Raw genomic sequence first — 12888 nt, forward strand, 5'->3', positions numbered from 1 at the left:
GCCTCGAAATCCGCCCCCGGCGCGGCGGGAGCCGGGCCGGTGTCCGGCTTCATTAAGAGAAATTCACTTTCTCTCCCCGGCGCAGCATTCTAGAAGCAGCTCTGTCGCGCCGTGTTCCGCGGCCTTTCGATTCGGGGCTGGAGAAGAGCGGCATGGTGCCGGTCTACAGGCGTGGTCTTGCGGGACACGCGATCGGACATTCCCTCTTGCGTCTCTCTTCCGCGGCGGCGGTCGCCCTTGGCCTTGGCGCCTGCCTGCCGGCCAATCCGCGTCCGGAGCTCGACGTCGCGGTGACGCGCAGCTTCGCCGCCGGCGGGCCCCGCGCGGCGCCCGCCGTCCCGCAGGACTGGACGCGCCTTTTCCGCTCGCGCGAGCTCGACCGGCTCGTCGAGCAGACGGCCGGCGCGAATTTCGACATCGCCATCGCCATGACGCGTATCCGCCAGGCCGACGCGCAGTCGCGCATCGCCGCCTCGGCGCTCTATCCGACGTTGAGCGGCTCGACCAACGCCTCGCGCAGCCTGAGGCCGGGCACGCTCGGCTCCAAGCGCGGGCCGTTCAGCGACAGCGTCGGCAACCAGTTCGGGCTTGGCCTCTCGGCGAGCTACGAACTCGATTTCTGGGGCAAGAACCGCGCGGGCGCCGATGCCGGGCGCTTCGCGGCCGAGGCGACGCGCTTCGACCGCGCCGTGGTGGCGCTCACCGCCGTCGCCAGCGTGACCAGCACCTATTTCCAGGTGCTGGCGGCGCAGGACCGCCTGCGCATCGCGGCTGAGAACATCGCGGTCGCCGAGCGGACGCTCAAGGTGATCCAGGCCAGGCTCTCGGTCGGAACCGCGACCCAGCTCGACATCGCGCAGCAGGAAAGCGTGGTGGCGCAGCAGAAGGCGAGCGTGCCGGCGCTGGAGCTTTCGCTGCGCCAGGCCAAGGTCACGCTCGCCGTGCTTATCGGCGAGACGCCGGCCGCCGTCACCGTCAGGGGCGGCAGCCTGAACGCGATCGCGGTGCCGGCGGTCAGCGCCGGCCTGCCCTCGCAACTGCTGCAACGCCGGCCGGACATCGCCGAGGCCGAGGCGCGCCTGACCGCGCAGGAGGCGACGCTCTACGCCGCCCGCGCCGCGCTCTATCCCAGCATCAGCCTGACCGGCCAGGGCGGGCTCGAAAGCGCAGTGTTGAAGAACCTGCTGCGGCCGGATGCCATCTTCGCCTCGGCCGCGGCGGGGCTCGTCCAGCCGATCCTCGACGGCGGCAATCTGCGGGCCCGTGTCGAACTCGAACGCGGCGCGGCCGACGAGCTGATCGCGACCTATCGCAAGACCATCGTCAGCGCCTTCGCCGATGTCGAGAACGCGCTGATCGCGATCGCTGAGAACACCCGCCATGAACGATTGCAGGGCGAGGTCGTCGCCTCGGCGCGGCGCGCCTATGCCATCACCGAGCAGCGGCTGCGCGAAGGCACCATCGACATCGTGACGCTGCTCAACACCCAGCAGACCCTGTTCCAGGCGCAGGACCAGCTCTCGCAGATCAAGCTCCAGAAGCTCATCGCCCATGTCGAGCTGTTCAAGGCGCTGGGCGGCGGCTGGTCCGAGGCCGACCGCCGCACCGCCATCACCGCGACCGAGGCGGCCGAATGAAGCGTTTCCTTCTCCTTCTCCTGCTGCTCGGCGCCGCCGCCTGGGGCTGGCACAGCTACAATGGCGGCTGGCTACCCGCCGGTTGGGACGCTTCCACCGGTGCAGGGCAAGGCGCCGCGCGCGGCGGGCGCCGCGCCCGCTTCGGCGGCGGCGAGGGGCCGATCCCGGTGATCGCGACACCGGCGCGCCACGAGGACGTGCCGGTCACGGCCGACGCCGTCGGCACGATCCAGGCGCTCAACACCGTGACCGTGCGCACGCAGGTCGACGGCAGGCTGATCGAGATCGCCTTCAGGGACGGGCAGGATGTCCGCAAGGGCGAGGTGCTCGCCAAGGTCGATCCCGCGACCTATCAGGCGCAATACGACCAGGCCATGGCCAAGAAGGCGCAGGACGAGGCGCAACTCGCCAATGCCCGTGCCGATCTCGAGCGCTACGCCAAGCTCGCCCAGACCGATTACGGTTCGCGCCAGCAGGCCGATACCCAGCGCGCCACGGTGGCGCAGCTCGAGGCGCAGGTGCGCGCCGACCAGGGCGCGATCGACAACGCCAGGGCCTATCTCGACTACACCACGATCCGCGCCCCGATCGACGGCCGCCTCGGCATCAGGCAGGTCGACCAGGGCAATATCGTGCGCGCCTCCGATGCGGCGGGCCTCGTCGTCATCACCCAGCTGAAACCGATCGCCATGGTCTTCAACCTGCCGCAGCAGCAGTTGCGCGCCGTAGGTGCTGCGCTGGCGCGCGGGCCGGTCGAGGTCGATGCGCTCGATTCCGACGGCACCACGATCATCGACAAGGGCGTCGTCGAGGTCATCGACAACGTCGTCGACCAGACTACCGGCACGATCAAGGTCAAGGCCCGCTTCCCCAACGAGCGGCTCCAGCTCTGGCCGGGCCAGTTCGTCAATGTCCGCGTCTTCGTCGATCTGCTGAAGGCCGCCGTGGTGGCGCCGGCCGCCGCGATCCAGCGCGGGCCGAACGGGGCTTACGTCTTCGTCGTCGAGGAAGACGGGACTGTGCGGCAGGTTTCCGTCACCGTCGGCCAGCAGAACGAGACGATGGCGGTGATCACCGCGGGCGTCGAGCCGCCCATGAGGCTCGTCACCACCGGCTTCGCCAGGCTGACCGACAAGGCGAGGGTGCTGGTCTCGACGCCGCAGGACGCGACCCAGCCGCCGGCCGCCGCGCCCGGCCGGCGCGGCCTGCGCGAGCCGGGCCAGGGCCAAGGCCAGGGCCAGGGCCAAGGGCAGGGCCGGCGGGGCGGGAACGGCGCCTCCGGAGCGGGCACCGGTCCGGCGCAGGAGGCGCCCGCCGGAGCCGATGGCCCCCGCCGGAACGGGCCGCGCCGCAACGGCGCCTCGCCTGCCGAAGGCGCCGCGCCCGGCGAACAGGGTTCCCCTGCCGTCGGATCGGGTGCACAAAGACCGCAAGCACAGCCATGACGGGTGAGCTGCGATGAGTGTGTCCGCGCCCTTCATCAGCCGGCCCATCGCGACCTCGCTGCTCGGCATCGCGGTGCTGCTCTGCGGCATCCTCGGTTATCTGCGCCTGCCGGTCTCGGCGCTGCCGCAGGTCGATTTCCCGACGATCCAGATCACCACGCAGCTTCCCGGCGCCAACCCCGAGACCATCGCCGCGCTGGTGACGGCGCCGCTGGAGCGGCAGTTCGGCCAGATCCCGTCGCTCTCGACGATGTCGTCGCAGAGTTCCTTCGGCTTGAGCCGGATCACGCTGCAATTCGACCTCGACCGCGACATCGACGCCGCCGCGCAGGACGTGCAGTCGGCGATCAACGCGGCGGGCTCGACGCTGCCGCGCACGCTGCCCTATCCGCCGACCTATGCGAAGATCAACCCGGCCGACGCGCCGATCATGGTGCTGGCGCTGACCTCGGACACGGTCTCGCTGCGCGAGCTCAGCGACCTCGCCGACACGCTGATCACGCCGCGCCTGTCGGAGGTCTCCGGCGTCGGCCATGTCGCGCTCGAGGGCGGGGTGCGCCCCGCGATCCGCATCCAGGCCGATCTCGCGCGGCTCGCGGCCTACGGGCTCGGCATGGAGGATCTGCGGACCGCGATCGTCGCCGCCAACGTCGCCGGCTCCAAGGGCGCGCTCGACGGCAACCACCAGGCCTACACGATCAGCGCCAACGACCAGATCGGCAGCGCGAGCGCCTATCGCGATATCGTCGTCGCCTATCGCAGCGGCGCACCGGTCTTCCTGCGCGATGTCGCGGTGGTGCTGGAGGATCTCGAGAACAGCCGCGTCGGCGCCTGGTTCAATGGCCGCACGGCCGTCGTGCTCGATGTGATGCGCCAGCCCGGCGCCAATATCCTCGCAACCGTCGCGCAGGTGAAGCAGGAGATCCCGCGACTGAGGGGCGGCATGCCGGCCGGCGTCGAATTGCAGGTGGTCAGCGACCGCACCGAGACGATCCGCGCCTCGATCGCGGATGTCCAGTTCACGCTGGTCGTCGCCTGCGCCCTGGTGGTCATGGTGGTGCTCTTGTTCCTGCGCACGCTGCGCGCCACGATCATCGCCGGCGTCGCGCTGCCGCTCTCGCTGATCGCGACCTTCGCGGTGATGTGGCTTGCAGGCTTCAGCCTCGACAATCTCTCGCTGATGGCGCTGACCATCGGCACCGGCTTCGTCGTCGACGATGCGATCGTGATGATCGAGAACATCGTGCGCAACATGGAGCAGGGCAAGAAGCCGCTCCGGGCAGCCTTCGACGGCGCCCGCGAGATCGGCTTCACCGTGATCTCGCTCACCGTCTCGCTCGTCGCGGTCTTCATCCCGCTCTTGTTCATGACCGGGCTCGTCGGCCGGATGTTCCGCGAATTCGCGCTGACCTTGACCATCGCGGTCGTGGTCTCGGCGGTGGTCTCGCTGACGCTGACGCCGATGATGTGCGCGCGCCTCCTGCGCCATCGCGGCACGAAGCGCGAAAACCCGCTGATGCGGCTCGCCGAATGGCCGGTCTCGGCGATGGCGCGGGCCTATGAGGTCACGCTCGGCTGGGCCTTGAAGGCGCGCGGGCTCGTGCTCCTGGCGACGCTCGCCACGCTGGTCGCGACGGTCGCGATGTATGTCGTCATTCCCAAGGGCTTCCTGCCGAGCCAGGATACCGGCCTGCTCAACATCGTGCTGGAATCCTCGCCCGAGGTCTCCTTCAACGAGATGAAGCGGCTCCAGGGAAAGGTGACCGAGGCCTTCCAGCAGGACAGCGACGTCACCGGCATCGTCTCCGTGCTCGGCATCGGCCAGGCCAACGCCACGCTGAACACGGCCCGGATGACGGTGACGCTCACGCCCAAGGACGAGCGCCGCGACGACGCCGTCGTCATCGCCGAGCGGTTGCGCGCGGCCGCCACCGCGATCCCCGGCGTCGTGGCCTATGTCCAGCCGGTGCAGGACATCCAGATCACCACCCGCGCCAGCCGCTCGCAATACCAGTACACGCTCGCCGGCGCCGACCAGGCGCAGGTGATGGACTGGGCGGACAGGCTCACCCGGGCGCTCCGGCGCGAGCCGATCGTGCGCAACGTCGCCAACGAGACGCAAGGCGGTGGCTTGCGCGCCCATGTCGAGATCGACCGGGCCAAGGCCGGGCGGCTCGGCATCTCGATCCAGGCCGTCGACGACACGCTCTACGACGCCTTCGGCCAGCGCCAGATCGCCACGATCTACGAGCAGTCGAACCAGTATCGCGTGATCCTGGAGGCGGCGCCGCAATATCTGCGCGATCCTTCGGCGCTCTCGAAGCTCTACGTCACCGGCAACACCAACACCCAAGGCCAGACCAATGCCGCCGGCTCGTCGACGGTGACGCAGAACAGCGTGCAGGTGCCGCTTTCCGCCTTCACCCGGCTGATCCGCGAGACCGCGCCGCTCTCCATCGCCCATCAGGAGCAGTTCCCGGCCGCGACGATCTCCTTCGACCTTACGCCCGGCGAGGCGCTGGGCGACGCGGTCACGATGATCGCGGCCGTCGAGCGCGAGATCGGCATGCCGGATTCAATCTCAGGCTCCTTCAGCGCGGACGCGGCCGAGTTCAACCGCTCGCTCGCCAACCAGCCCTGGCTGATCCTGGCGGCGATCGTGACGATCTATCTCGTGCTCGGCATCCTCTACGAGAGCTATGTCCACCCCTTCACGATCCTGACGACGCTTCCTTCCGCTGGCGTAGGTGCCCTACTCGCCTTGATGCTGACCGGGCGCGAGCTCTCGCTCGTGGCGCTGATCGGCATCATCCTGCTGATGGGCATCGTCAAGAAGAACGCGATCATGATGATCGACTTCGCGCTGGAGGCGGAGCGCCATCAGGGCCTCTCGCCGGAGGAGGCGATCGTCAAGGCCTGCCTCCTGCGCTTCCGGCCGATCATGATGACGACGCTGGCGGCGCTCTTCGGTGCCCTGCCGCTGGCGCTGGCGAGCGGGACGGGGAGCGAATTGCGCCAGCCGCTCGGCATCACCATCGTCGGCGGCCTGCTGCTCAGCCAGCTTCTGACGCTCTACACCACGCCGGTGATCTATCTGGCGCTCGAAACCTTGCGCCTCCGCCTCGGCGGCGGGCGCGACGGCGTCGTGCCCTATCCCGATCCGGAGGCGGCCGAATGAGCGATGGCGCCGGCGAGGAGAAGGGCTGGAAGTCGGTCAGGGGCTTCTCCGACGCCTTCATCCTGCGCCCGGTCGGCACGACGCTGATGGCGATCGGCCTGTTCCTCGTCGGCATGGTCGCCTACATGGTCCTGCCGGTGGCGAGCCTGCCGAGCGTCGATTTCCCGACGATCCGCGTCTTTGCCAGCCGGCCGGGCGCCGATCCGGCGACGATGGCGGCAAGCGTCGCCGCCCCGCTCGAGCGCCGGCTGGGTTCGATCCCCGGCGTCACCGAGATCACCTCGTCGAGCTCGCTCGGCTCGACCTCGATCGTGCTTCAGTTCGACCTGACGCGGAACACCGACAGCGCCGCCCGCGACGTCCAGGCCGCGCTCAACGCCGCCGCGACCGACCTGCCCGGCGACCTGCCGACCCTGCCGCAGTTCCGCAAGGCCAACCCCAACGCAGCCCCGATCCTGATCCTGGCGCTGACCTCCGAGACGATGACGCCGAGCGCGATGTACGACGCGGCCGACACCGTCATCGCCCAGCGCATCGCGCAGGTCGAGGGCGTCGGCGATGTCTCGGTCGCCGGCGCCGAGCAGCCGGCGATCCGCGTGCGCGTCGATCCCGCAAGGCTCGCCGCCATGGGCCTGAGCCTCGATGCGGTGCGCACGGCCATCGTCAACGCCAACACCGTCTCGGCGGTCGGCTCCTTCGACGGCGGGCGGCTGAGCGAGACGCTCTCGGTCAACAACCAGATCCGCGAGCCGCAGGATTACGGCAATATCGTCGTGCGCGCGGCCAAGGGCACGGTGGTCAGGCTCGCCGATGTCGCGACCGTCGAGCGCGGCGTGCGCAACAGCCGCGCCGCCGGCTGGTACAACGGCAAGCCGGCGATCCTGATCACTATCACCAAGCAGGCCGACGCCAACGTCATCGACACGGTCGACCGGGTGAAGGCGCTCCTGCCCGAGATCCAGGCATGGGTGCCGGCCGGCATCCGGTTCTCGATCATGTCGGACCGCACCGTGACGATCCGCGCCTCGATCGCCGATATCCAGCACACGCTCATGATCTCGATCGGCCTGGTGATGCTGGTCGTCTTCCTGTTCCTGCGCCGCACCACGCTGACGGTCGCGGCGGGCGTCACCGTGCCGCTGTCGATCGCCGGCACCTTCGCGGCGATGTGGGTGGCCGGCTTCACGCTCGACAACCTCTCGCTGATGGCGGTGACGATCTCGGTCGGCTTCGTCGTCGACGACGCGATCGTGATGATCGAGAACATCGAGCGCAACATCGCACGCGGCCTCTCGCCGCTGAGCGCCGCGCTCGTCGGCGCCGGGCAGATCGGCTTCACCGTGATTTCGATCAGCCTGTCGCTGATCGCGGCCTTCATCCCGCTCTTCTTCATGGACGGGGTGGTGGGCCGCTTCTTCCGCGAATTCACCCTGACGCTGACCTTCGCCATCCTGGTCTCGACGGTGGTCTCGCTTTCCGTCACGCCGATGGTCTGCGCCCATTTCCTCAAAAGCGGGCCGCATCGGCCCGGCCGCTTCGACCGCGCGGTGGAACGGGTGCTCACGGCGATGACGGGCTTCTATGCCCGCACGCTGACGGTCGTGCTGCGGCATAGCTGGCTGATGCTCGTCGTGATGATCGCGACGGTGGCGCTCTCCGTGCAGATGTTCCGCAGCGCGCCGAAGGGCTATTTCCCGCAGGACGACACCGGGCTGATCGTCGGCTTCACCCAGGCCTCGCCCGACATCTCCTTCCCGGCGATGGCGCAGCTCCAGCAGCAGGGCGCGGCCATCGTCGCCGCGGACCCCGCCGTCTTCGGCGTCGCCTCCTCCATCGGCGGGGGCAGCGGTTCGGTCAATACCGGGCGCTTCTTCGTCAGCCTGAAGCCGCTGGAAGAGCGCGGCGCGAGCTCCGCCCAGGTGGTCGCAAGGCTGCGCGGGCGCCTCGGCTCGATTCCCGGCCTGCGCATCTTCCTGACCCCGGTGCAGGACGTGCGCGCCGGCGGGCGGCAGGGCCGCTCGCAATACCAGTTCACGCTCTGGGACCCCAACCTGCCCGAACTGGAGGAATGGGTGCCCAAGGTGGTCGAGCGGCTGCGCGCGCTGCCGGAACTGGTCGACGTCTCGACCGATCGCGAGCAGGGCGGCCTGCAGGCCGATGTCGTGATCGACCGCAACAAGGCCTCGCAGCTCGGCGTCGCGATCCAAGCCATCGACAACGCGCTGGCGGATGCCTTCAGCCAGCGCCAGATCTCGACCATCTACGGCGCGCGCAACCAGTATCGCGTCGTGCTCGAGGTCGAGCCCTCGCGCAGCCGCGATCCGGGCGACATCCTCGACCTTCATGTGCCCGGCCGCAACGGCGCGCAGGTGCCGCTGCGCAGCCTGGTCAAGGTCGAGCGCGGCACCGCTCCCCTCGTCATCAACCACCAGGGTCCGTTCCCGGCCGTGACGATCACCTATGACCTGGCGCCGGGCGTCGGCCTGCAGGAGGCGAGCGAGGCCGTCGTCGCCGCCGTCGAGGGGCTGCACATGCCGGCCTCGCTCAGGGCCGAATTCGCCGGGGACGCCAAGGCCTTCGCGCAAGGGGCCGGCAGCCAGGGCATGATGATCCTGGTCGCGATCCTGGCCGTCTACATCATCCTGGGCGTGCTCTACGAGAGCCTGATCCACCCGGTGACGATCCTCTCGACGCTGCCTTCGGCCGGGCTCGGCGCCCTGATCGCGCTCAGATTCGCCGGCGCGGACCTCACCATCATCGCCTTCATCGGCATCATCCTCCTGATCGGCATCGTCAAGAAGAACGGCATCATGATGGTCGACTTCGCCATCGTCGCCGAGCGCCGGCAGGCGTTTGCCCCGCGCGAGGCGATATTCGAAGCCTGCCTGAAGCGCTTCCGGCCGATCCTGATGACCACGCTTTCGGCCATGCTGGGCGCGGTGCCGCTGATGCTCGCGACGGGCCCCGGCGCGGAGCTGCGCCGCCCGCTCGGCATCACCATCGTCGGCGGGCTGATCCTCAGCCAGATCCTGACGCTCTATACCACGCCGGTGATCTATCTCTGGATGAGCCGGCTCGGCGCCGCCCGCAAGCGTGGAGCAGGCGATTCAGGCGGGCACGGGCAGGGCCTGGGCCCGCAGCCCGCCGAATGAGGACGCCCGGCTTGAAGGCGCCGGCCCCGGGCATTATGGGATCATATCGCGATGAGAGCACCGGGCCGGAAGGCGCAACCCGCTTTCCGGCCCGGCGCGCGGTCACGCGGCACACCCTTTCCCGGACGGCGCGCGGATGGCATTTCTCTCTGAACCGGAACCGATGCGCGGGGTGGCGATGCCCGTCCTCCCCGGGATCTCCCGGATCGTCGCGGGCAACGCCGGCCTGATGACCTATCATGGAACCAACACCTATCTGCTCGACAGGGATGACGGCTTCATCGTCCTCGATCCGGGACCCGAGGACGAAAGCCATGTCGATGCGATCGTGAAGGCGACGGGCGGGCGGGTATCCGCGATCGTCCTGTCGCACACCCATGCCGATCATGTCGGCGCCGTGAAAGCGCTGAAGGAGCGCACCGGCGCGCCGACCTTCGGGTTTCACATCAGCGACAAGCCCATATTCTCGCCCGATATTCCTCTGCGCGACGGCGACAGCGTGCTTGGCATGACGGCGATCCACACGCCAGGGCATGCCAGCGACCACCTCTGCTTCGCTCTTGGCGATGGAACCGTTTTCACCGCCGACCACATCATGTCCTGGGCGAGCAGCGTCGTCTCGCCGCCCTCGGGCGACATGGCGGCGTATGTGGCGAACCTCTATCGCATGCTGGCGCGCGGCGATCGTCTCTACCTGCCGGGGCACGGCCCGCCGCTCGCCGACCCGAAGCCCTATGTCGAGGATCTGATCGCGCATCGCGTGAACCGCGAGAAAGCCATTCTCCAGACGCTCCGCGAGGGGCCGTCCTCGGCATGGAGCCTGATGGACCGGCTTTATTCCAAGACCCATCCCTGGCTGCGCCAGGCAGCCGAGCGCAATGTCATCGCGCATCTGCTCAAGCTGCGCAGCGAGGGGCTGGTGCGCGACGACGGGGATTGCTGGCGCGCGGAATGAGCGGCCGGCGGCAACGCCGCTTGCGCCTGCGCGCCCTGGCCGACATCATCGGCCGGCGGATTCCTCCGCCCGACCCGAAGGATACCGATGAGCCCTGCCGCCGACCGACCCGATGACGCGCCGCGCGGCACGCTGACCGTCCGCACGATCGCCATGCCGGGCGACACCAACGCCAATGGCGACATCTTCGGCGGCTGGGTGATGTCGCGGATGGACCAGGCCGGCGGCATTGCGGGCGTCGACCGTGCGCAGGGGCGGGTCGTCACCATCGCGGTCGAGGCGATGACGTTCTTCCGGCCGGTCAAGGTCGGCGACGTGCTCAGCGTCTACACCGCGATCGAATCCGTCGGCCGGACCTCGATGAAGATCCATGTCGAAGCCTGGGCGAAGCGCTTCCGGACCACGCTGCACGAGAAGGTCACCGACGCGAGCTTCACCTTCGTGGCGATCGACGAGGAGGGGCGCCCGCGCCCGGTGCCGAACTCCGCCGAAGGCGGCGGGCCGTGACGGGCCTCGGCGGGGCCCCGGCCTCGTCGCGTGCGCCGGCCTTTCGCTTCCGGCCGGCTTACGCCTTGCCTGCCGGGCTGCGGCGATGCTAGGCGAGGAGCGGGCCGGTAGCTCAATGGTTAGAGCTCGCTGCTCATAACAGCGCCGGTGCCGGTTCGAGTCCGGCCCGGCCCACCATTTTCGTTTCAGAACGGTGAACCGGGCCGCGGCGGCGGTATGGCTTCGCAAGCTTTCCCGAAGTTGTCGTTTCTGCCGCGACACGGATTTTCCGGGCTCGACGATGAGCGCGAAGCGCCCACCGGGGTACAGGCGACCTCTGCATCGGCGAAGCAGGCTGGGGCGGAGATGCCTGTCGCGCGGAGGAGGCCTCCATGACGGATCGCCTCCGGAAACCCGTTCCGGAGGGGAGTTTCCACAAGATGCAGGTCCTGGCCCAGGGGCCTGCCGGGTTCGAGCCCGACGACCGCCGCCAATCGCCGGAGGCCGGGAAGGCGACCGCGCCCCCTCAGCTCTCTTCCTCGAAGACGAGCTCGCGCTTGCGACGGATGGAGGGGAGGATCACGATCGCCAGCAGCAGAGCGGAGGCGAACAGCAAGCCGGCGCTGATCGGGCGCGTGATGAAGACCGTCGCATCGCCCGCGCTGAGCAGCATCGCCCGGCGCATGTTCTCTTCCATCAGCGGGCCGAGCACGAAGGCGAGCATCAGCGGCGCCGGCTCGCAGCGCAGCTTCATCAGCACATAGCCGAGCAGGCCGAACACGAGGAAGGTGCCGACGTCGAAGGTGCTGTTGTTCAGCGTGTAGACGCCGATGCAGCAGAACACCAGAATGGATGGAAACAGCATCCGGTACGGGACGCGCAGCAAGGCGACCCACACCTGGATCAGCGGCAGATTGATGATCACGAGCATGATGTTGCCCACGAGCATCGAGGCGATGACGCCCCAGAACAGGTCCGGGTTCTTGGTCATCACCTGTGGCCCGGGCTGGATGCCGTGGATCATCATCGCGCCGGCCATCAGCGCGATCACGGCATTGGCCGGCACGCCCAGGGTCAGCAGCGGGATGAAGGATGTCTGAGCGCCCGCGTTGTTGGCGCTCTCCGGTCCGGCGATGCCTTCGATGGCGCCGTGCCCGAACCGTTCCGGCGTGCGGGACAGGCGCTTTTCCAGGCTGTAGGAGGCGAAGGAGCTCAGCACAGCGCCGCCGCCGGGGAGCAGCCCCAGTATGGAGCCGAGCAGCGTTCCGCGAACCGAAGCCGGCCACGCCTTGCGAAAATCGTCTTTCGTCGGCCACAGCTTGGTGACCTTGCCGGTGAAATCGGGCCGGTCCTCGGGATTTTCGAGGTTGGCGACGATGTCGCCCATCGCGAAAAGCCCCATGGCGAGAGCGACGAAGCCGATGCCGTCGGACAGTTCCGGGATGCCCATGGTCATGCGCCCCGCGCCGGAATTCACATCCGCCCCCACGCTGGACAAAAGCAGGCCGAGCACGATCATGCCGAGCGCCTTCAACAGGGAGCCGTGCGCCAGGACGATGGCGGCGACCAGCCCCAGGACCATCAGCGAAAAATAATCGGCCGGGGCGAAAGCGAGCGCCACCTGCGCCAGCGGGGGCGCGAAGGCGGCGATGAAGAAGGTCGCGAACACCCCCGCGAAGAGGGAGCCGAGGGCGGCGATGGCGAGGGCCACGCCGGCGCGGCCCTGGCGCGCCATCTGGTGGCCGTCGAGACAGGCGATCACCGACGAGTTTTCGCCCGGCAGCTTCACCAATATCGCGGTCGTGGACCCGCCATACTGCGCCCCGTAGTAGATGCCGGCCAGCATGATGAGGGCCGATACCGGCTGCAGGTAGAAGGTGATCGGCAGGAGCATCGCGACCGTCGCCACCGGGCCGAGGCCCGGAAGCACGCCGACGAGCGTGCCGACCAGCGCGCCGATCAGGCAGTAAAGCAAGTTGCCGGGGGTCAGGGCGATGCCGAGGCCCTGGATGAAGCCGAGCGAGGTTTCCATGTC

Annotated in this window: 7 protein-coding genes and 1 tRNA gene; 7 read left to right on the forward strand and 1 reads right to left on the reverse strand. The window is 68.9% G+C overall.

Features of this window, described 5'->3' with window-relative positions; all coding sequences use genetic code 11:
- The first annotated feature begins 206 nt into the window (after positions 1-206).
- The 7 genes from M9917_RS12575 (at position 207) to M9917_RS12605 (ending at position 11051) form a co-directional block, all read left to right on the forward strand.
- Entirely contained in the window at positions 207-1637 is a 1431-nt protein-coding gene (locus M9917_RS12575; RefSeq protein ID WP_297254137.1) for an efflux transporter outer membrane subunit, read from the forward strand.
- Positions 1634-3082, forward strand: coding sequence for an efflux RND transporter periplasmic adaptor subunit (locus tag M9917_RS12580; RefSeq protein ID WP_297254139.1), 1449 nt, complete (start codon positions 1634-1636; stop codon positions 3080-3082). The genes M9917_RS12575 and M9917_RS12580 overlap by 4 nt, the downstream gene beginning before the upstream one ends.
- A gap of 13 nt (positions 3083-3095) precedes the next feature.
- The gene (locus tag M9917_RS12585) at positions 3096-6260 is read left to right on the forward strand and encodes an efflux RND transporter permease subunit (protein ID WP_297254141.1); all 3165 of its coding nucleotides are present in this window, start codon (positions 3096-3098) and stop codon (positions 6258-6260) included.
- Positions 6257-9412: an efflux RND transporter permease subunit gene (locus M9917_RS12590; protein ID WP_297254143.1), complete on the forward strand. Its 3156-nt coding sequence runs from the start codon at positions 6257-6259 to the stop codon at positions 9410-9412. Before M9917_RS12585 ends, M9917_RS12590 begins: the two co-directional genes overlap by 4 nt.
- Positions 9413-9590: 178 nt before the next feature.
- The gene (locus M9917_RS12595) at positions 9591-10367 is read left to right on the forward strand and encodes an MBL fold metallo-hydrolase (protein ID WP_297254145.1); all 777 of its coding nucleotides are present in this window, start codon (positions 9591-9593) and stop codon (positions 10365-10367) included.
- An 87-nt stretch (positions 10368-10454) separates the two neighbouring features.
- Positions 10455-10874 carry an acyl-CoA thioesterase gene (locus M9917_RS12600; RefSeq protein WP_297254147.1) on the forward strand — a complete coding sequence of 140 codons (420 nt, stop codon included), beginning with the start codon at positions 10455-10457 and terminating at the stop codon, positions 10872-10874.
- 101 nt (positions 10875-10975) lie between these two features.
- Positions 10976-11051, forward strand: a tRNA-Ile gene (locus tag M9917_RS12605).
- 328 nt (positions 11052-11379) lie between these two features.
- Here M9917_RS12605 and M9917_RS12610 read toward each other — a convergent pair.
- Entirely contained in the window at positions 11380-12885 is a 1506-nt protein-coding gene (locus M9917_RS12610) for a tripartite tricarboxylate transporter permease (RefSeq protein ID WP_297254149.1), read from the reverse strand.
- Between the last annotated feature and the right edge of the window lie 3 nt (positions 12886-12888).

Origin of the sequence: Bosea sp. (in: a-proteobacteria) (assembly GCF_023953965.1) — a bacterium.
In the GTDB taxonomy this organism is placed as follows: domain Bacteria; phylum Pseudomonadota; class Alphaproteobacteria; order Rhizobiales; family Beijerinckiaceae; genus Allobosea.

Bases quoted from the DNA above. Each gene is read 5' to 3' on its own strand.
- M9917_RS12585 (WP_297254141.1), top strand. From the start codon at position 3,096: ATGAGTGTGTCCGCGCCCTTCATCAGCCGGCCCATCGCGACCTCGCTG.
- M9917_RS12595 (WP_297254145.1), top strand. From the start codon at position 9,591: ATGCCCGTCCTCCCCGGGATCTCCCGGATCGTCGCGGGCAACGCCGGC.
- M9917_RS12580 (WP_297254139.1), top strand. From the start codon at position 1,634: ATGAAGCGTTTCCTTCTCCTTCTCCTGCTGCTCGGCGCCGCCGCCTGG.
- M9917_RS12610 (WP_297254149.1), bottom strand. From the start codon at position 12,885: ATGGAAACCTCGCTCGGCTTCATCCAGGGCCTCGGCATCGCCCTGACC.
- M9917_RS12590 (WP_297254143.1), top strand. From the start codon at position 6,257: ATGAGCGATGGCGCCGGCGAGGAGAAGGGCTGGAAGTCGGTCAGGGGC.
- M9917_RS12600 (WP_297254147.1), top strand. From the start codon at position 10,455: ATGAGCCCTGCCGCCGACCGACCCGATGACGCGCCGCGCGGCACGCTG.